Genomic DNA, 18,121 nt, shown 5'->3' with positions numbered 1-18,121 from the left:
GGCGCCGGTTACGCCTTCTGGAAGCCCGCGTCCTGGAGGATCTTCTGCGCCTCGGGGGTGCTCAGCCAGGCCACGAACGCGGCGGCGGCCTCGGCGTTCTTGGACGCCTTCAGGGTGGCGGCCGGGTAGGAGGCCACGGCGTTCTCGGCGTCCGGGATGTCCACGACGGAGACCTTGTCACCGGACTTGATGGTGTCGGTCTTGTAGACGAGGCCGGCGTCGGCCTCGCCGAGCTCGACCTTGCTCAGCACGGCGCGCACGTTGGGCTCCTGGGAGACCGGCTTCACCTCGATCTTCTGGGCGTCGAGGATCTGCTTGCCGTAGCGGCCGACCGGGACCTCGGGCGCGGCGAGCACGACCTTGAGCTTGCTGTCGGCCAGGTCCTTCAGCTCGTCGACCTTGAACGGGTTGCCCTTGCCGGCCGCGATGACCAGGCGGTTCTTGGCGATGATCGCCGGGTCGTTGGTCTCGGCCTTCAGCCCGTCCATGGTCTTGGTGTCGGCGGTGACCAGCGCGTCGGCCGGGGCGCCCTGCTTCACCTGGGCGGCGAGCTCCTGGGAGCCGGCGAAGGAGAAGGTGACCTTCGTGCCGGGGTGCGCCTTCTCGTACGCGGCGCCCGCGGTCTTGAAGACGTCGGTGAGGGAGGACGCGGCGAGGACGGTGAGGCTCGCGGCCTTGGGCTCGGCGGAGGCGGAGGCGTTGGCCGAGGGGGAGGCCGCGGCGCCGGAATCCTTCTTGTCGCTGCTGCCGCAGGCGGCCAGCGCGGGTACGAGGAGGGCGGCGGTCAGCGCGGCGGTGAAGGCACTGCGGCGATTCAGGCTCGGGGACATGAGCTGGTGCTCCTCGGTCGGGTCGGCGGCCGGCCTGGTGCCGGTTCCGCGTGGTGGTGACCCGCGCCGGTGACGGGCGGAGCGGGTGAGAACGTGCGCTGGTGCTGGAGGGTCAGGTGCGGTCGATGTGCACGCTGGTGGACTTCACGCGGGCGGTGGCCTGCATGCCGACCTCCAGTCCGAGTTCCTCGACGGCCTCACGGGTGAGCAGGGAGACCAGGCGGTGGGGACCTGCCTGGATCTCGACCTGGGCGGCCACGTCTCCGAGCTTGACGGCGGTGACGATGCCGGGGAACGCGTTGCGGGCCGAGGTGTACGGCTCCTCGTCCTCGGCGTGGGCGCCCTGGCCCACCGCCACGGAGAAGGCGGCCAGGTCGCGGCCGTCGATCAGTCGCCGTCCGGCGTCGTCGCGGTGGGTCGCGACACGGCCGGCGTCGGCCCAGCGGCGGGCGGTGTCCGGGCTGACGCCCAGCAGGCGCGCCGCCTGTCCGATGGTGTAGGACTGCATGAGCGACAAGGTAGGGGCACGTATCCCGCATTTGCAATTCCCTTGGGCTGATACACATGGCAGATGCCACGCCTCTTGGCGATTCCGCCAATATGCATTCCGCTCGGGGCGGGCCGGCTGGCTAAGGTTTCGGCATGGCTGATGAAGCAACGGGAACGGGCGCGGGAACGGCAACGGGAACGGCTACGGGAACGGGAACCACGGGATCCGCCCGGGTGGACGCCTGGATCTGGTCGGTCCGCCTGACGAAGACCCGCTCGGTCGCGGCGACCGCCTGCCGGGCGGGCCACGTGAAGGTCAACGGGGAGCGCGCGAAGCCGGCGCAGATGGTGCGGGCGGGGGACGAGGTACGGCTGTTCCACGCGGGGCGCGAGCGCATCGTGGTGGTGAAGCGGCCGGTGACGAAGCGGGTGGGCGCGCCGGTGGCCGCGGAATGCTTCGTCGACAACAGCCCGCCGGCGCCGACGCGCATCGAGGCCGAGGTGGTCGGCGTCCGCGACCGCGGCACGGGCCGCCCCACGAAGCGGGACCGCCGCGAAATCGAATCCCTCCGCGCCCGCGGCCGCTGACCGGACCGGGCCGAGCCGGGCCGGCGCGATCCGAAAAGGGACGCCCCGGCCCGCGGGTCAGACCTTGCGGTACGTGTAGGCCTCCTCGGCCGCCGCCGCCACCGCGTCCAAGGGGGCGCCCGCGGAGGCCGCCACCACCGCGGCCACCGCCCCCTCCAGGAACGGGGCGTCCAGCAGCCGGGACCCCGGCGGGAGTTCGTCCTCCACCAGCAGCGCCTTGACCGTCAGGACCGAGCTGCCCAGGTCCGCCAGGAGCGCGACCCCCGCGCCCCGGTCCACCTCGTGCGCGGCCGCCGCGATGCGGTCCGCGTCCGTACCCAGGCCGCCGTCCGCGGTGCCGCCCGCCGCGGCCACCGGGACGACCGGGCCGCCCGCCGCCAGGCCCCGCGCCAGGTCCGCCACGGATTGCGCGACCACCGCGCTGTGCGACACCAGCACGATCCCGACCGTCGGCCCGCTCATACGGCGTCCGCCGTGTCCGCCGTGTCCGCGAGAGCCCCCAGCAGCAGGGCCGCCGAGGTCGCCCCGGGGTCCTGGTGGCCGATGCTCCGCTCACCGAGGTAGCTGGCCCGCCCCTTGCGGGCCAGCATCGGCACCGTCGCCTGGGCCCCGTTCTCCGCCGCGTCCGCGGCCACCCGGTACGAGGTGCTGAGCGCCGCCACCCCCGGCACCAGCGCGTCCAGCATCGTCTTGTCGCCCGGCGCCGCCCCGCCGAGCTGCGCCACCGCGCCCACTCCCGCGTACAGAGCCTTGCGCAGAGCTTCGTCGGAGACCTCGGCGGCCTCCCCGAGCTCCTTGCCCGTGCGCCGCAGCAGCGTCCCGTACAACGGGCCCGAGGCCCCGCCGACCGTCGAGATCAAGGTCCGCCCCGCCAGCACCAGCACTGCCCCCGGACTCGCGGCGGGATCCTCAGCGAGGGCCGCCCGTACCGCCGTGAAGCCGCGCAGCAGATTGCTCCCGTGGTCGGCGTCCCCGATGGGGGAGTCGAGCTCGGTCAGCCGGTCCGCCTCGCGCTCTACCACGGCCCCGGCGGCCGTCATCCAACGCCGGAAGAATTCCGCGTCACGCAATTCCGTCTCCTCACCCGTGTACACAACCCTGTCCGCACCGTGCCCGCCCACCTTCTCAGCAGCCCCACCGCAGGGCCGGAGTCCGGACGGGCGCGTCCCACAACCGCAGCAGCTCCTCGTCTGCGCGGCACAGCGTCACCGAACACCCCGCCATGTCCAGGGACGTGACGTAGTTTCCGACCAGCGTCCGCGCCACCGGCACTCGGCGCTCCGCCAGCACCCGCGCCACCTCCGCGTGGAACCCGTACAGCTCCAGCAGCGGCGTCGCCCCCATGCCGTTGACCAGCGCCAGTACCGGCCCGTCCGCCGGAGCCACCTCCCCGAGCTCCTCCAGTACGGCTCCCACCGCGAGCTCCGCGATCTCCCGGGCCGGCATCATGGCCCGCCGCTCGCGGCCCGGCTCGCCGTGGATGCCGATCCCCAACTCCAGCTCCCCGTCGGGCAGGTCGAACGTCGGGCTGCCTTTCGCCGGCGTCGTGCACGCGCTGAGCGCCACCCCGAAGCTCCGCGAGGAGGCGTTGACCCGCCGGGCGAGCTCCGCGACCCGCTCCAGCGGGGCGCCCTCCTCGGCGGCCGCACCGGCGATCTTCTCGACGAACAGCGTGGCCCCGGTGCCGCGCCGCCCCGCCGTGTACAGACTGTCGGTGACGGCCACGTCGTCGTTGACCAGCACGCGCTCCACCGGCAGGCCGTCCTCCTCGGCGAGTTCGGCGGCCATCTCGAAGTTCAGCACGTCCCCGGTGTAGTTCTTGACGACGAACAGCACCCCCTGCCCGGAGTCCACGGCAGCGGCCGCCCGCAGCACCTGGTCGGGCACCGGCGAGGTGAACACCTCCCCGGGGCACGCGGCCGACAGCATCCCGTACCCCACGAACCCGGCGTGCAGCGGCTCGTGCCCCGACCCGCCGCCGGACACCAGCCCCACCCGGCCCCCGGCCCGGGCGTCCCGCCGTACGACGACCCGCCGCTCCACGTCGACCTCCAGCTCGGGATGCGCGGCCGCCATCCCCCGCAGCGCATCGGCGACGACGGTCTCGGGACTGTTGATCAGCATCCGCATGGGTATCTCCTGATGAGGCCGGCAAATGGCGGGGGGGGAGGGGGACAGCGCCTTCGCTCCCCTACCCAGTCGGACGGCGGGCCCATGCCGACCGGCGGTCCAGTTCCTCGTCGAGCGCCAACGCGGCGTCGATGAGCGCCAGGTGTGTGAACGCCTGCGGGAAGTTGCCCAGCTGCTCGCCGGAGGCCCCGATCTCCTCGGCGAACAGGCCGACGTGGTTGGCGTACGTGAGCATCTTGTCGAACGCGTACCGTGCCTGGACGATCCGGCCGGCCCGGGCCAGCGCCTCGACGTACAGGAAGCTGCACAGGTTGAACGTGCCCTCCGAGCCGCGCAGCCCGTCGGGCGAGGCAGCCGGGTCGTAGCGGTAGACCAGGCTGTCACTGACGAGGTCCCGGTCCATCGCGTCGAGCGTGGACAGCCAGGAAGGGTCGGTGGACGAGATGAAACCCACCTTGGGCATGAGCAGCAGCGACGCGTCGAGGACGTCCGAGGCGTAGTTCTGGACGAAGGCCTGCCGCTCGGTGCTCCAGCCGCGCTCCCCGATCTGCAGGAAGATCGCGTCGCGGGCCGCCGTCCAGCGCGCGATGTCCGCGGGCCGCGAGTGCGTCTGGGCGAGGCGGATCGCCCGGTCGAACGCGACCCACGACATCAGGCGGCTGTAGGTGAAGTCCTGGCGGCCCCCGCGGGTCTCCCAGATTCCCTCGTCCGGAACGTTCCAGCGGTCGCAGAACCAGTCCATGAGCGTCGTGAACGCCCTCCAGCCGCGCAGCGCACCCATGTCGTTGCCCTCGCCGAACGCGTAGGCGGCCTCGCCGTAGATGTCGAGCTGCACCTGGTCGGCGGCGGCGTTGCCGGCCCGGACGGGTGCCGAACCCCGGTACCCCTCCCAGTGCCCGAGGACCTCCTCGGGCATACGGGGGTCTCCGTCGACGCGGTACATGATCTGGAGGGGGTAACCGGCGGCCGTGCCGCCGGCCTCGAAGCGGTCGCGGACCCAGTGGCGGAAGGCGATGGCCTCCTCGGTGAAACCGAGTTTGGTGAGCGCGCGCACCGTCAGGGAGCCGTCGCGGATCCAGGTGTAGCGGTAGTCCCAGTTGCGCTCCCCGCCGATCTGCTCGGGCAGTCCCATGGTCGCGGCGGCGATCGGCGCGCCGGTGGGGGCGTACGTGAGCAGCTTCAGGGTGATGGCGGACCGGTTCACCATCCCCTGCCAGCGGCCCCGGTAGGTGGACGCGTGCAGCCAGTCGTGCCAGAAGCCCCGGCACCGGTCGAAGTCCGCCAGGGCGCGCTCGCGGTTCAGGGGATCGGGGCGCGGGCCGCCGGTGGCGTCGGCCGTCAGGACGACGGCGGCCACTTCGCCCGCCGCGAGGGTGAAGCGCGCGACGGCGTCCTGCCCGTCCGGGGTGAGGGTGATCGGGGCGCTCGTCTGGACGAACAGGTCGGTTCCCGGGCCCTGCATCAAGGCCGTACTTTCGTCCAGGAGCTTCAGGGTGTGCGGGGCCCGGCCGTAGTCGAACCGGGGCCGGACCTCCAGGGTGAAGGGCAGAGTGCCCCGCACCACGCGTACGGTCCGGTGCAGCCGATGCCGGTCCGTGGCCTCGGGGGACGGGTCGGGGACCATGTAGTCCGCTACCTCCCCGACGCCGTCCGGGGTCATGAAGCGGGTCAGCAGCGTGGCCGTGTCGGCCAGGTACAGCTGTTTGACCGTCACGTCGGGGACCTGGTCGAGATCGACCGCGAGGTGGCAGTGGCCGCCCTCGGCCTGGTCCAGCAGGGATCCGAAGATGCTGGGCGAGTCGAACCGAGGCGTGCACCACCAGTCGACGGTCCCGGCGCTGGAGACCAGCGCGACCGTCTGGAGATCGCCGATCAGACCGTGGTCCGCGATCGGGGGATAGGCACTCATGGCGACTCCGGTGGTGAGTGGCTGCCCTGCCCTCCCACGGTACGTACGGTGCCCGGATCGCGCCCGGCCGGACCGGCTAGCCGTGCGTCACTCGGCGAGTCACTCCGCGAGTTCGCGCGTGTCCAGCGGGAGCCGCCAGACGTTCCGCCGGTGGACGGCGTCGAGTTCGGCCTGGAGCGGGGACGGCGGCACGGTCAGTACCGGGCAGGGCGCGTGCGCCAGGCAGTGGCGGGCCACCGAGGGCCGCAGCAGGCGGCGTACGGCCCCCCGCCCGCCCGTCCCCACGACCAGCAGGTCCTCGGGGCCGCCCACCGCGTCGACGAGGGCCGCGCCGGCCGTGGCCCGTACGGCGTGGCCCGCGAGGGTCACGCCCGGTCCGACCGGGCCGAACGCGGTGTCGAGGGCGAGCCGCAGCCGCTCCACGGCCGCGGCCTTGGCGGCGGCCAGCACCGGGACCCCGCCCGGCCCGCGGCTGCCGATGTCCCCGCCCGGCGCCTGCCAGGCCAGGACCACCCACAGCTCCGCGCCCCGCGCCCGGGCCTCGGCGGCGGCCCGGTGCAGGGCCGTCAGGCTGCCCGAGCTCCCGCTCACACCGACCACGACTCTGTGCCGCACTGCGTCCACCGTCCACCCCTCGTCCGGTCTGCTGCCGGCTCCCATGCAAGCGCCGGGCGGGCGGATACGGGTGGTCCGCTGACGGCTTCCTGACGGGGAGGCCGCGAACCATGACGGGTTGCTGATACCGCTCGCCGTCAGCCGGCGTGGATGTGGGGGCGGCGGTTGCGGTCCGGTTCCGCCTCGCGGATGACCTCGCGGGTGACGGGGGCGACCTCGCCCTGCCCGAAGAGGAAGAAGCGGAAGAAGTTGGCCATCGGGTTGCCCTCGGTCCACTCGAAGTAGATGTGCGGCCGCTGGCCGGTCTCGTCGCGTACGTGGAGGAGGAGGGCGGCGAGCGCGTTGGGGATGCTGGAGCTCTCCAGGGTCAGGACGCGGTAGCGGCCGTGCAGGACTTCACCGCGCACCCGCATGCCGGATTCGAACTCCGACGCGTCCAGGACGGTGACCTCGACGAACATGACGTCGTCCTCGGCCGGGATGTCGTTGTCCGCGCGGATCTGCGCCTTCTTCAGCCGGTACTCGTCGAGGTCCCGGTTGTCGGGCTCGTTGGCGATGAAACGGATCGTGCGGTTGGCGGTGTCGCGGATGAACCGCCGTGCCATGTCGTCGAACTCCACGTGCGTGACGCGCAGCTCGAAGACCCGGGCGAGGCGGGAGAGCAGGGAGAGGGCCATGATGCCGGCGATGAAGCAGGCACCGATCTTCACGCCGTCGGGGCGCTCGGCCACGTTGACCGCGGTGGTGTAGACGAAGACGGCGGAGATCACGCCGAAGCCGATCGCCCAGCCGCGCTCCCCGGCCCGGCGGGCGGCGATGGTCACGGCGACGGCCGCCGAGGTGATCAGGACGAGGACACCGGTGGCGTACGCGCCGCCCTGGGCGTCGACGTCGGCGTCGAAGATCCACGTCACCAGGAAGGCGATCAGGGTGAACACGATGACCATCGGGCGCAGGGCGCGGGCCCAGTGCGGGGCCATGCCGTAGCGGGGCAGGTAGCGCGGCATCAGGTTGAGCAGGCCGGCCATGGCCGAGGAGCCCGCGAACCACAGGATGAGGATGGTCGAGATGTCGTAGACCGTGCCGAACGCGGAGCCCAGGTACTCGTGGGCCAGGTAGGCCAGGGCGCGGCCGTTGGCCTCGCCGCCGGGCTGGAACGCTGCGGGCGGGATCAGCAGGGTGGTGACGAAGCTGCTGGTGATGAGGAACACGCTCATGATCACGGCGGCGGTGGTGAGCAGCTTCTTCGTGCCGCGGATCCGGCCCGCGGGCTTCTCCTCCGTGTCCTGCGGGGAGCCCTGGACGTGCGGCATGACCGCGACGCCGGTCTCGAACCCGGACAGACCCAGCGCCAGCTTCGGGAAGACCACGAGCGCGATGGCGATCATCATGAACACGTTGCCGTGCTCGGCGGTGAGGGCTTCCTTCCAGTCGGTGATGACGTGCGGTTCACTGGCGACCTGCCACAGGCCGACCGCGATGACGACGACGTTCAGCGCGAGGTACGAGAAGACCAGGACCACGGCCACCCCGATGGCCTCGCTGAACCCCTTGAGGAACACCGCGCCCAGCAGGGCGATCATGATCAGGGTGATCAGGACCTGATGGCCGTTGAGCGTGCTCGTCAGATGCGGGTTCTCCACCAGGTGCGCGGTCGCGTCGGCCGCCGACAGGGTGATCGTGATCAGGAAGTCGGTGGCCGCGAAGCCCAGCAGGGTCAGGACGAACAGCTTGCCCTTCCAGAACGACAGCAGCCGTTCCAGCATCGCGATGGACCCCTCGCCGTGCGGGCTCTCCTCCGCGACGCGGCGGTAGACCGGCAGCGCCCCCAGCAGGGTCAGCACCACCAGCACGATCGTCGCCAGCGGTGACAGCAGGCCGGCCGCGAGGGCCGCGATGCCCGGCTGGTAGCCGAGGGTGGAGAAGTAGTCGAGACCGGTCAGGCACATCACGCGCCACCACGGCCGCCCGTGGTCGGCGGCCTCGGCCGCCGGGCTCCCGTCCGGCTCCTCCACCGGCCGATGGCCCGAACGGTGTCTGGTCTGGTCGGTCAGGCCTTCCAGGAGCCATGCCCTCAGGCGGCTCGGCTGGGTGGGGGTGGCCATCGCGGGTGCTCCTTCGTACGGCTTGGATCCGGCCATCGGTGCGACGGCTGGGCAAGCGTACGGAACTCGATCATTCGTGCACGCGCGCGTTCTCATGCTGACGGGCCCTTGACGGTGCCGCTCGGGGGATTGCTCCGGTTGGGCGGAGCCCCGTACTCCACCCCGAACCCGCCTCCCACCTGCGTAGACGTGCCGTACCACGGCCCTGCGTGGACTGCCGTCCGAGCCCGCGACCCCCACCGGTCTTGACGGCTCCTTAACGCCTCTCTAGCGATACCTTGACGGCCCGATTCCGGGGGAGCGGGCGCCCGTGGGCCATGAATCGATCGAATGTTCGAGTGGCGCGATATGATGGATCCGTGCGTACGATCCCCGGCCTCCAGGGCTCCCTCTTCGACCAGGGCGACGAGATCCGCCTCGGCCCCCTCTCGGGGCTGCGCCGGACCGGGCTCGGCGCCGGGGCCTGGGTCGACCACCTGCCCGGCTGGCTCTCGGGCGCCGACACGCTGTTCGAGCACCTTGCCGAGGACGTGCCGTGGCGCGCCGAGCGCCGCCAGATGTACGAGCGCGAGGTCGACGTACCCCGCCTGCTCGCCTTCTACGACGAGGGCGAACCGCTGCCGCACCCGGTGCTCACCGAGGCCGGCTCCGCGCTGACCGGGCACTACGCCGCCGAGCTGGGGGAGCCCTTCGCCACCGCCGGGCTCTGCCTCTACCGCGACGGGCGCGACAGCGTCGCCTGGCACGGGGACCGCACCGGCCGGTCCGCCACCGAGGACACGATGGTCGCGATCCTCTCGGTCGGCGACCCCCGCGACCTCGTCATGCGCCCCCGCGACGGGGGATCCACCCTGCTGCGCCTGCCCCTGGGGCACGGCGACCTCGTGGTGATGGGCGGCTCCTGCCAGCGCACGATGGAGCACGCCATCCCCAAGTCCACCCGCGCCGTCGGCCCGCGCATCAGCATCCAGTACCGCCCCCGCGGCGTCCGCTGAAGCCGGGGTCCCTCGTCTTCGGGGCCCCGCTCAGTACCCGTAGACGCTCAGCTCCGTGATGGACGCGAAGATGTGCTCCCAGACCGCGGCGCCGGGCTCTTCGGGATCGTCGGACTCCAGGACCTCAGGCTCCAGCTTCCCCACCTCGAAGAGGAAGGAGCCGTAGCCGTTCTCCTCGGGATACGGGTCCCAGCACGCCCCCATGAAGCGGCGCACGGCCTCCAGGAGGCGTACGAACGTCTCCGTGTCCCGGGCGAAGGGGAACGGCCCCTCGCCCTCGCGGACCAGGGACACCGCGCCGGTCTCCGGGTGGAGGAGCACATGGCCCTCGTCGGCGTAGCCCAGCTCGAACGTCCCCAGGTACAGGAGGCCTGCGAAGTGGTCCTCGGACTCCGGCTCCCCGGGCCCGTCCTCGGACCAGGCGAGCTCGAACGAGGTCACGCCCGCCGCCCAGTGGCGCGGCAGGCCCACGGTGCTGATCAGCTCCCGGGTCGGGAGGTGGGTCAGTTCCGCGGGCAGCCGCGCATCCGGTACGCGGACCGTACGGTCGGCGCCGAACACCGCTTCCACGCGGGCCGCGTCCAGCGGGGTCTCGCCCGGCTCCGGGCTGGCGAACCACGGATTGCTCGCGCCCTCGTCCCACGAGGAGGTGTCGGCGCCGCCGGCGGGCCAACCGGTCGCGGACGCCGCCCCGTTGCGCTCCACCACCACGATCCCGCGGGCCTCGGCGAGCAGGAAGCGGCCCCCGCCGAGGGGTACCGGGTCCTCCCAGGTGCCGGGGCAGTGCAGGGCCCAGGCCTCCTCGTCCGGGTCGAAGAGGAACGGCTCCGCCTCCTCGGGCTCCGCCGTGCGCCGGGTGAACTCCCCGGCGGCGGGCGCCGGGTGGGGCGCGCCGGAGGCCAGATCGAACCAGCGTTCCTCGGTCCACAGCGACCAGACCTTCAGCAGGCTCCGGCCGTCCGGCCCGTCGAAGACCACCGCCGAGGCGTCCCCGCTGAGGTTCGGCTCGGCCCGGAAGGCCCCGACCGGCCGCCACCAGGCCCATACGGTCCGCCACGGCATGCCGGGCTCGGCCGCGGCTATCCGCTCCGCGTACGCGTCGTGCCCCAGCACCTTCGCGGCGAAGTGGAGCCACGAGCCGAACTCCGCCCGCGACACCTCCGCGTACCCGAACACGGCCTCGGCCTGGCTGAAGACCTCACGGGCGATCCCGTCCCCCACCTCGGGGTCGGGCCACTCCCGTATCCGGGCGGCTCCGGCCTCCAGCGGGGCGGCGGGGGAGGGGAACAGGGCGTCAAGATCTTCGCGAGGCATGCCGACCATGGTGCCGGAGGCCACTGACAGTCCCCGACCCAGGGGATGTTGGGCCCGTGATGGCCCTCCGCGGCCCGTGGGGGTCCGCCGCTACGCGGGGTCCGGCTCCTTCGCCGCGGCGGGCTTCGAGGCCGCCGTCGCGCCCGGCCGCACCGCCGCGGCCGCCGCGTGCAGGGAGCGCAGCGCCAGCAGCAGTACGCCGATGTCGTCGAGGTACACCGGGTCCGGGATCAGGTCCACCGGTGAGACGGTGTAGATCACCGCGACCCAGAACAGCGCCTTGTCGCGCAGCGGGATCCCGGCGTCGAGCAGGAGCCGCCGCGCCGCGAAGACCCGTACGAGGAGCACACCGGCCGCGATCGCCAGACCGAGGGCGACGAGCGCGGCGATCGTCAGCCAGACCGTTGCGTCCATGTCACCCCTATACCCCGTCCGGCCGCGCCATCCGCGCCCTGCCGTCCACTATCCGCCGCCCGTCAACCGCCGTGCTCGCGCAGTCGGCGGCTGACCTCGCCCAGCCCGTCCGCCAGCGCTTCGAGCTGCGCGGGCGTGAGCACGTCGATCAGCGACTCCCGGACCGCCGCCACGTGCCCCGGCGCGGCGTCCTCCAGGCGGGCCCGGCCGGCGTCCGTGAGGACGGCGAAGACCCCGCGCACGTCGGAGGGGCAGCTGCGGCGGCGGACCAGTCCCGCCTTCTCCAGCTGGGTGACCTGGTAGGTCAGCCCGCTTTTCGAATTGATCAGGCCATTGGCCAGTTCTGTCATCCGCAGCTCGCCGTCCGGAGCCGCGGCGAGTCGTACGAGTATCTCGTACTGCGGGTGCGAGAGGCCGGAGTCGTCCTTGAGCTGCTGGTCGAGGCGGCGGTTCACCAAGGCGGACGCGGCCAGGAAGCCGCTCCAGGCGCGCATCTCGCGCTCGTCCAGCCATCTCGTTTCAGCCATGCGCCCAGCCTACACGGGTTGTTCCAATTTGAATCACTCGCTAGGGTCGGGGCTGGCGGTTCGAATTTGAACAACCCTGCTCCACTGCAACCCCGTCCCCGCCCGGACCGCCCGACCGGAAGGATCCCCCCCCATGACCAGCCCCTCCGTCACCGCAACGAAGCCGCAGGCCGCAGCCGTACCGGCCGTCCCGCTCGCCCTCTCCACCTCCGCCCACGACGCCGGCCTGCTCCTCCTGCGCGTCGTCCTCGGACTCACCATGGCCGGCCACGGCGTCCAGAAGCTCTTCGGCTGGTTCGGCGGCGGCGGCATCAGCGGCACCGGCCAGTTCTTCACCGCCAGCGGCTACCCCGCGGGCGACGCCATGGCCGTCGTCGCCGGCCTGACCGAGACCCTCGGCGGCCTCGGCCTCGTCCTCGGGCTGCTCACCCCGCTCGCCGGGGCCGCCGTCGTCGGCACCATGATCAACGCGATCGCCGTCCACGGCGCCGGCGCGTTCTTCGCCCCCAAGGGCATCGAGTACGAGCTGCTCCTGACCGTCGCCGCGGCCGCCGTGGCCCTGACCGGACCCGGCAAGTACGCCGCCGACCGCTTCCTGCCCGTACTGCGCAGCCACCGCCTGGCCCACGGCCTCCTCGCCGTCGCCCTCGCCGTGGTCATCGCGGGCGCGCTGCTCCTCGTACGCAACTGACCATCGCGCTCCGCAGGGTGCCCGGGTCCCGGATTGATTGGACCCGGGCATTGGGGGGAACAGCGCACAAATGACACAACCCATCGAAGACTACGCACTCATCGGCGACCTCATGACCAGCGGGCTCGTCGGCCGCGACGGGTCCATCGACTGGCTGTGCCTGCCGCGCTTCGACTCGCCCGCCTGCTTCGCGGCGCTCCTCGGCGACAAGGAGAACGGCCACTGGCGCATCTCGCCCGCCGGGGCCGCCGACGACGAGCAGTGCACCCGCCGCGCCTACGTCGACGGCTCGCTGGTCCTGGAGTCGTACTGGGACACCCCGGACGGCGGCTCGTTCAAGGTCACGGACTTCATGCCGCAGCGCGACAACGCCCCCGACGTGATGCGCATCGTCGAAGGCCTGACCGGCGAGGTCACCGTACGCAGCGTCCTGCGCCTGCGGTTCGACTACGGGCACGTCGTCCCCTGGGTCCGCCGCGCCGAAGGCGACCGGGTCGCCGTCGCCGGGCCCGACTCCGCGTGGTTCCGCAGCGAACCGTCCGTACCCACCTGGGGCGAGGCCAACAGCACCTGCTCCGAGTTCACGCTCGCCCCGGGCGAGCAGGTCGCCTTCGTCCTCACCTGGCACGCCTCGCACGAACCGCGCCCCGCGACCGTCGACCCGTACGACACGCTCCGGCAGAACCTCGCCGCCTGGCGGGACTGGTCCGCCCAGTGCACCTACGAGGGCCCCTACCGGGAGGCGGTGACCCGCTCCCTGATCACCCTCAAGGCCCTCACGTACGCCCCGACCGGCGGTATCGCGGCCGCCGCCACGACCTCCCTGCCCGAGGAGCTCGGCGGCGTCCGCAACTGGGACTACCGCTACTGCTGGCTGCGCGACTCCACCCTCACCCTCGGCTCCCTCCTGGAGACCGGCTTCCTGGACGAGGCCCGCGCCTGGCGCTCCTGGCTGCTGCGCGCGATCGCCGGAGACCCCGCCGACCTCCAGATCATGTACGGGATCGGCGGCGAGCGCCGGATCCCCGAATCCGACCTGCCGTGGCTGCGCGGCTACGCCTCCTCCGCCCCCGTCCGGGTCGGCAACGCGGCCGTGGACCAGCTCCAGCTCGACGTGTACGGGGAGGTCCTCGACTCCCTCTACCTGGCCAGGGCGAACGGGCTGCCTTCGGAGCGGCACGCATGGCGGATCCAGCTCGCGCTCCTCGACTTCCTGGAGCGCAACTGGCGGCGGCCGGACGAGGGCCTGTGGGAGGTGCGCGGGCCGCGCCGGCACTTCGTGCACTCCAAGGTGATGGCCTGGGTCGCCGCGGACCGGGCCGTGCGCACGATGGAGAGCGACCCCTCGCTCCTCGGTGACGTGCAGCGCTGGCGGACCATGCGGGACGAGGTCCACCAGGACGTGATCGAGAACGGCTTCGACCCGGTGCGGGGCACCTTCACGCAGTACTACGGCTCCCGCGAACTGGACGCCGCCACCCTGCTCATCCCGCGGGTCGGATTCCTGCCGCCCGACGACCCGCGCGTGATCGGCACGGTCGACGCGGTGCGGGTGGAGCTCGGCAGCAACGGCCTGGTCCGCCGCTACAGCACCGAGGGCCCGTCGGTGGACGGGCTGCCCGGCGACGAAGGGGCCTTCCTCGCCTGCTCGTTCTGGCTGGCCGACGCGCTGCACATGACCGGGCGGGAGAAGGAGGCCCGGGAGCTGTTCGAGCGGCTGCTGGCCGTACGCAACGACGTGGGACTCCTCGCGGAGGAGTACGACCCGGTGTCCGGCCGCCAACTGGGCAACTTCCCGCAGGCGTTCAGCCACGTAGGCCTGGTGAACACGGCCATCACCCTGGGCCGCACCCAACCCCCACCCACGCCCTGACCGCCCCGCGGCCGGACCGGGCCGGGCGGTTGCGGCGGGTCAGGCGGGGGTGGCGGGTCAGGCGGGGGTGGCGGTCGCGCGGCGGTGGAGGAGGGTGGCGGTCGGGGGGTCGGCCGGGAGGAAGGCTTCCAGGTGGAGCTCGGCCAGGGTGACGTCCACGGCCGTCGCGAACGAGGTCAGCGTCGTCAGGAGCCGGAGCTCGCCCTCGGTGGTGTGCAGGCGCAGGGGGACCGCGAAGCCCAGGTGGTCCGGGCCCGGGGGTGGGGCCGGCGGCAGGTAGCCGGTCAACTCGCCGATGAGCGCGTCGAGTTCCGGGTCCGGGTGGGCCGTGGCCCGGGCTCGCAGGCTCTCCGTGATGTGCCGTCCCCACGCCGCGAGGTTCGCCACGCGCGGCGCCATGCCCTCGGGATGCAGCGCGAGCCGCAGCACGTTCACCGGCGGCGCGAGCAGATGCGCGGCCGCGCCCTCGCTCAGCACCTCGAACGCGGCGTTCGCCAGCACGAGTTCGCCGCGTGGACCGGCGACCACCGCCGGGTACGGCAGGTGCCCGGTCAGGATGGAGCGCAGGGCCTCCATGGCCGGCCCGACGGCCGCCGACTCCGGCGGCGATTCCGCGTACGCCGGCGCGTAACCAGCGCTCAGCAGCATGGAGTTGCGCTCCCGCAGCGTCAGCCCGAGGGATTCGGAGAGCCGGACCACCATCGCCCGCCCCGGCACCGAGCGGCCGCTCTCGATGAAGCTGAGGTGCCGCTGGGTGGTCCCGGCCAGGGTGGCCAGTTCGAGCTGGCTCAACCGGCGCAGCGCCCGGCGCCGGCGGACCTCACGGGCGAACGGGGTGGGTGCGTGGGCAGCGGTGGTGGCCATGTGCCCTTTCTAGCCGCCGCCGGCCGGACCGGGCGATTCCCCGGAGGGAATTGCCGGCGTGTCCCCGACCCCGGAATCTGGGCGTCATACCCCGCCACACCCCGCCGCACCACGGCACCGACAAGCCCGGAGGACGCAATGCGCTCGTACCACCTGGAAGCATTCGGCGGCATCGAGGGAATCGCGCTGCGCGACTCCGGCGGACCCCGGCCCGAGCCGGCCGGCCCCACCGGCATCGTCGTCGCCGTCCGGGCCGCCTCCCTCAACAAGCGGGACCTGCTCATCCTCGACCGGCTCTACCCGCTGCCCGCCGTACCCGGCGTGGTCCCGCTCAGCGACGGCGCCGGCGAGGTGGTCGCCGTCGGGGAGGCGGTGACCCGGTTCGCGGTGGGCGACCGAGTGTCCTGCGCGTACTTCCCGCGCTGGCGCACCGGCCGGATCACCCCGGACGCGCTCGACCAGCCCGGCTGCACCCTCGACGGGATGCTCGCGGAGTACGCCGTACTCGACGAGCAGTGGGCGGTCCGCGTCCCGGACCACCTGACCTGGGAGGAGGCGGCCACGCTGCCCTGCGCCGGGGTCACCGCCTGGCACGCGCTGACCGGCGGGGACCCGCTGCTGCCCGGTCAGACCGTACTGACGCTGGGGACAGGTCCGGTCGCCCTCTTCGCCGTGCAGTTCGCGAAACTGCTGGGCTGCCGGGTGGTGTCGACCACCTCCAGCGCCGACAAGGCGGACCGCCTCAAGGCACTCGGCGCCGACGAGGTCGTCGACTACCGGCGCACCCCCGACTGGGGCCGGGCCGTACGGGACCTCACCGGCGGCCTCGGCGCCGACCTCGTCGTGGAGACGGGCGGCCCCGAGACCATCGAACAGTCGGTGCGGGCGAGCGCCCTGTACGGGCAGATCGCCCTGCTGATCACCGCGAGCGCCGGAAAGTCCGGGATCGAGATCTCGCACGCGGCGTACGCATCGAGTCTGGCCACGATCCGCCGGGTGTTCGTCGGCAGCCGCACGCAGTTCGAGGACATGAACCGGGCGGTGGCCGCCCACGGCCTGCGCCCGGTCATCGACCGCGTGCACCCCTTCGAGGAGGCGCGCACGGCCTACCGCGAGTACGCGACGGACGCGCCCTTCGGCAAGGTCGTCATCACGATGGACGGGGCCGACGGGAACTGACCCCGTACGGCCCCGTCCATCGGGGAGCGCGTATCAGACGGCGGCGGGCTCGTCGTCCTCCGGGACGCTGACCAGCCAGCGGGTGTCCTGCCGCGGCCGCAGGTACAGCGCCCAGTACAGCGTGGCCACGGCCACGATCCCGCCGGTCCACAGCAGGTACTGCGTCTCCTGCTGCGTGAGGATGTACGCGAGTACGGCGATCAGCACGATCGGCACGGCCGGCCACAGCGGCATCCTCCAGGCGGCCACCTCGCGGTGCGCCCGGCCCCGGGCGAACAGCGCGGCCACGGCGACCAGCAGGTACATGCCGGTCACCGAGACGCCGGTGACCCCGTACAGGGTGTCGAGGTTGACGAAGCACAGCGCCGCACCCGGGACGCCGACGAGGAGGGTGGCCACCCACGGGGAGCCGAAGCGGCCCAGCTTGGACAGCGCGTGGTTGACCGGCGCGGGCCAGGCCTTGTCGCGGGCGGAGGCGAACAGCACGCGCGAGTTCTGGATCACCATGACGATGCCGGCGTTGATGATGGCGAGGGCGACGCACAGGCTGACGAAGGTGCCGACGGCCGAGTTGGACCAGGCGGTGACCATCCCGCCGAGGTCGCCCTCGGACAGCGCCGTGAGGTCGGGCGCGCCGACGGTGATCGCGATGACCGGGATCAGGATGACGGCCGTGGAGATGGCGAGGGTGGCGAGCACCGTACGGGCGACGTTGCGCCGCGGGTTCTCCAGCTCCTCCGACAGGTAGACGGCGGTCGAGAAGCCCTGCGTGATGAACAGGGCGATGGCGAGCCCGGAGACCACCATCATCGCGGTCACCGTGGACGTACCGCCGCCCTCTGCCGCGACCGTGCCGTGCACCAGCGCGTCGGCGCCGCGCTCGCTGTGCGCGAAGCCCAGTACGGCGACCAGCGCGGCGGCGACCACCTCCAGCACCAGGAAGATGCCGGTGATCCAGGCGTTGGCCCGCAGGTCGAGGAGGCCGGCGAGGGTGGCGAGCAGCATCACGCCGCCGCCCGCGACCGGGGCCGGTATGTGCACGATCGGCGCGAGGTAGTCGGCCGTGCCCATGGCGATCACGGGCGGCACGATCATCACGACCAGCAGGGAGAGGACGAACACCAGCCAGCCGGCCAGCCGGCCAGCCATGGTCGACACCATCGCGTACTCGCCGCCGGCGCTGGGGATCAGGGTGCCGAGCTCCGAGTAGCAGAACGCGACGCCGATGCAGAGCAGCGAACCGATGGCGATCGTGAGGGCGGTCCACGAGCCGAGGCTGGCGAACAGGTCGGGCACGACGACGAACAAGGTCGAAGCGGGCGTCACGCACGAGAGCGTCAGCAGTGTGCCGCCGACGACGCCGATGGAACGCTTGAGCTTCTGGGGGACGGGCCCGGTGGCGGGGGCGAGGGCCTGAGGGGCGCTGATCGTTTCAGACATCGGTGCGGGGTTCCGATCGGCTGGTGCGGTGAACTGAGGTGCGGGAGCGGTATCGCCTCCGAGGCGGTGGTGAGCAGAGTGGTTCAGTGGCTCCCGGGCCGACATCGAATCCCTGCGGGATTCGCAGGTCAAGAGCAGTTCTCCTGCGGATTCCATCG

At 72.5% G+C, this 18,121-nt stretch carries 18 protein-coding genes; 5 read left to right on the top strand and 13 right to left on the bottom strand.

Annotated elements, in window-relative coordinates; all coding sequences use genetic code 11:
* Nucleotides 1–8 precede the first annotated feature (8 nt).
* Entirely contained in the window at nt 9–830 is an 822-nt protein-coding gene (gene modA, locus OG509_RS05865) for a molybdate ABC transporter substrate-binding protein (protein WP_406180698.1), read from the bottom strand.
* A 112-nt stretch (nt 831–942) separates the two neighbouring features.
* Entirely contained in the window at nt 943–1,338 is a 396-nt protein-coding gene (locus OG509_RS05860; protein ID WP_053692665.1) for a molybdopterin-binding protein, read from the bottom strand.
* 134 nt (nt 1,339–1,472) lie between these two features.
* On the opposite strand from OG509_RS05860, the gene OG509_RS05855 reads away from it, so the two are divergent.
* The gene (locus OG509_RS05855; protein WP_406180696.1) at nt 1,473–1,907 is read left to right on the top strand and encodes an RNA-binding S4 domain-containing protein; all 435 of its coding nucleotides are present in this window, start codon (nt 1,473–1,475) and stop codon (nt 1,905–1,907) included.
* Nucleotides 1,908–1,964: 57 nt separating this feature from the next.
* Here the strand turns inward: OG509_RS05855 and OG509_RS05850 are convergent, their stop codons facing one another.
* The 6 genes from OG509_RS05850 to OG509_RS05825 all read right to left on the bottom strand — a co-directional run bounded on the left by OG509_RS05850 (nt 1,965) and on the right by OG509_RS05825 (nt 8,666).
* Nucleotides 1,965–2,369, bottom strand: a complete 405-nt coding sequence (locus OG509_RS05850) for a PTS-dependent dihydroxyacetone kinase phosphotransferase subunit DhaM (protein ID WP_406180694.1) — start codon at nt 2,367–2,369, stop codon at nt 1,965–1,967.
* On the bottom strand, nt 2,366–2,977 hold the full coding sequence (gene dhaL / locus OG509_RS05845) for a dihydroxyacetone kinase subunit DhaL (protein ID WP_406180692.1): 612 nt from the start codon (nt 2,975–2,977) through the stop codon (nt 2,366–2,368). Before dhaL ends, OG509_RS05850 begins: the two co-directional genes overlap by 4 nt.
* A 55-nt stretch (nt 2,978–3,032) precedes the next feature.
* A complete protein-coding gene (gene dhaK, locus OG509_RS05840) occupies nt 3,033–4,037 on the bottom strand; it encodes a dihydroxyacetone kinase subunit DhaK (protein ID WP_406180691.1) in 1,005 nt (334 codons plus the stop codon).
* A 61-nt stretch (nt 4,038–4,098) separates the two neighbouring features.
* A complete protein-coding gene (locus tag OG509_RS05835; RefSeq protein ID WP_406180689.1) occupies nt 4,099–5,946 on the bottom strand; it encodes a glycoside hydrolase family 15 protein in 1,848 nt (615 codons plus the stop codon).
* A 99-nt stretch (nt 5,947–6,045) separates the two neighbouring features.
* Complete coding sequence (locus OG509_RS05830; protein ID WP_406180687.1) at nt 6,046–6,606, bottom strand: universal stress protein; 561 nt, start codon at nt 6,604–6,606, stop codon at nt 6,046–6,048.
* Nucleotides 6,607–6,698: 92 nt separating this feature from the next.
* Entirely contained in the window at nt 6,699–8,666 is a 1,968-nt protein-coding gene (locus tag OG509_RS05825) for an APC family permease (protein WP_406180685.1), read from the bottom strand.
* Nucleotides 8,667–9,025: 359 nt separating this feature from the next.
* Between OG509_RS05825 and OG509_RS05820 the strand changes: the two genes are divergently transcribed.
* Nucleotides 9,026–9,661 carry an alpha-ketoglutarate-dependent dioxygenase AlkB gene (locus OG509_RS05820; RefSeq protein ID WP_406180683.1) on the top strand — a complete coding sequence of 212 codons (636 nt, stop codon included), beginning with the start codon at nt 9,026–9,028 and terminating at the stop codon, nt 9,659–9,661.
* A 30-nt stretch (nt 9,662–9,691) separates the two neighbouring features.
* Here the strand turns inward: OG509_RS05820 and OG509_RS05815 are convergent, their stop codons facing one another.
* The 3 genes from OG509_RS05815 to OG509_RS05805 all read right to left on the bottom strand — a co-directional run bounded on the left by OG509_RS05815 (nt 9,692) and on the right by OG509_RS05805 (nt 11,916).
* The gene (locus tag OG509_RS05815) at nt 9,692–10,975 is read right to left on the bottom strand and encodes an SUKH-4 family immunity protein (RefSeq protein WP_406180681.1); all 1,284 of its coding nucleotides are present in this window, start codon (nt 10,973–10,975) and stop codon (nt 9,692–9,694) included.
* 90 nt (nt 10,976–11,065) lie between these two features.
* Entirely contained in the window at nt 11,066–11,389 is a 324-nt protein-coding gene (locus tag OG509_RS05810) for a YkvA family protein (RefSeq protein ID WP_385577126.1), read from the bottom strand.
* Between the two features lie 62 nt (nt 11,390–11,451).
* Nucleotides 11,452–11,916: a MarR family winged helix-turn-helix transcriptional regulator gene (locus tag OG509_RS05805; protein ID WP_406180679.1), complete on the bottom strand. Its 465-nt coding sequence runs from the start codon at nt 11,914–11,916 to the stop codon at nt 11,452–11,454.
* Between the two features lie 133 nt (nt 11,917–12,049).
* On the opposite strand from OG509_RS05805, the gene OG509_RS05800 reads away from it, so the two are divergent.
* On the top strand, nt 12,050–12,607 hold the full coding sequence (locus OG509_RS05800) for a DoxX family protein (protein WP_403739759.1): 558 nt from the start codon (nt 12,050–12,052) through the stop codon (nt 12,605–12,607).
* Nucleotides 12,608–12,677: 70 nt separating this feature from the next.
* Nucleotides 12,678–14,480: a glycoside hydrolase family 15 protein gene (locus tag OG509_RS05795; protein WP_406180676.1), complete on the top strand. Its 1,803-nt coding sequence runs from the start codon at nt 12,678–12,680 to the stop codon at nt 14,478–14,480.
* A 57-nt stretch (nt 14,481–14,537) separates the two neighbouring features.
* Here OG509_RS05795 and OG509_RS05790 read toward each other — a convergent pair whose 3' ends face one another.
* Nucleotides 14,538–15,344: a helix-turn-helix domain-containing protein gene (locus OG509_RS05790; protein ID WP_406180674.1), complete on the bottom strand. Its 807-nt coding sequence runs from the start codon at nt 15,342–15,344 to the stop codon at nt 14,538–14,540.
* A gap of 138 nt (nt 15,345–15,482) precedes the next feature.
* Between OG509_RS05790 and OG509_RS05785 the strand changes: the two genes are divergently transcribed.
* Entirely contained in the window at nt 15,483–16,523 is a 1,041-nt protein-coding gene (locus OG509_RS05785; RefSeq protein WP_406180672.1) for an NAD(P)-dependent alcohol dehydrogenase, read from the top strand.
* Nucleotides 16,524–16,556: 33 nt separating this feature from the next.
* Here OG509_RS05785 and OG509_RS05780 read toward each other — a convergent pair whose 3' ends face one another.
* Nucleotides 16,557–17,963, bottom strand: coding sequence for an APC family permease (locus OG509_RS05780; protein WP_406180670.1), 1,407 nt, complete (start codon nt 17,961–17,963; stop codon nt 16,557–16,559).
* Nucleotides 17,964–18,121 lie beyond the last annotated feature (158 nt).

Origin of the sequence: Streptomyces sp. NBC_01006 (assembly GCF_045162725.1) — a bacterium.
Taxonomy (GTDB): Bacteria; Actinomycetota; Actinomycetes; order Streptomycetales; family Streptomycetaceae; genus Streptomyces.
The sequence above is the reverse complement of the archived record's forward strand: the minus strand, read 5'-3'. Positions and strand labels throughout refer to the sequence as shown.

Bases quoted from the DNA above. Each gene is read 5' to 3' on its own strand.
- modA (WP_406180698.1), bottom strand. From the start codon at position 830: ATGTCCCCGAGCCTGAATCGCCGCAGTGCCTTCACCGCCGCGCTGACC.
- OG509_RS05860 (WP_053692665.1), bottom strand. From the start codon at position 1,338: ATGCAGTCCTACACCATCGGACAGGCGGCGCGCCTGCTGGGCGTCAGC.
- OG509_RS05855 (WP_406180696.1), top strand. From the start codon at position 1,473: ATGGCTGATGAAGCAACGGGAACGGGCGCGGGAACGGCAACGGGAACG.
- OG509_RS05850 (WP_406180694.1), bottom strand. From the start codon at position 2,369: ATGAGCGGGCCGACGGTCGGGATCGTGCTGGTGTCGCACAGCGCGGTG.
- dhaK (WP_406180691.1), bottom strand. From the start codon at position 4,037: ATGCGGATGCTGATCAACAGTCCCGAGACCGTCGTCGCCGATGCGCTG.
- OG509_RS05835 (WP_406180689.1), bottom strand. From the start codon at position 5,946: ATGAGTGCCTATCCCCCGATCGCGGACCACGGTCTGATCGGCGATCTC.
- OG509_RS05830 (WP_406180687.1), bottom strand. From the start codon at position 6,606: ATGGGAGCCGGCAGCAGACCGGACGAGGGGTGGACGGTGGACGCAGTG.
- OG509_RS05825 (WP_406180685.1), bottom strand. From the start codon at position 8,666: ATGGCCACCCCCACCCAGCCGAGCCGCCTGAGGGCATGGCTCCTGGAA.
- OG509_RS05815 (WP_406180681.1), bottom strand. From the start codon at position 10,975: ATGCCTCGCGAAGATCTTGACGCCCTGTTCCCCTCCCCCGCCGCCCCG.
- OG509_RS05810 (WP_385577126.1), bottom strand. From the start codon at position 11,389: ATGGACGCAACGGTCTGGCTGACGATCGCCGCGCTCGTCGCCCTCGGT.
- OG509_RS05805 (WP_406180679.1), bottom strand. From the start codon at position 11,916: ATGGCTGAAACGAGATGGCTGGACGAGCGCGAGATGCGCGCCTGGAGC.
- OG509_RS05800 (WP_403739759.1), top strand. From the start codon at position 12,050: ATGACCAGCCCCTCCGTCACCGCAACGAAGCCGCAGGCCGCAGCCGTA.
- OG509_RS05795 (WP_406180676.1), top strand. From the start codon at position 12,678: ATGACACAACCCATCGAAGACTACGCACTCATCGGCGACCTCATGACC.
- OG509_RS05790 (WP_406180674.1), bottom strand. From the start codon at position 15,344: ATGGCCACCACCGCTGCCCACGCACCCACCCCGTTCGCCCGTGAGGTC.
- OG509_RS05785 (WP_406180672.1), top strand. From the start codon at position 15,483: ATGCGCTCGTACCACCTGGAAGCATTCGGCGGCATCGAGGGAATCGCG.
- OG509_RS05780 (WP_406180670.1), bottom strand. From the start codon at position 17,963: ATGTCTGAAACGATCAGCGCCCCTCAGGCCCTCGCCCCCGCCACCGGG.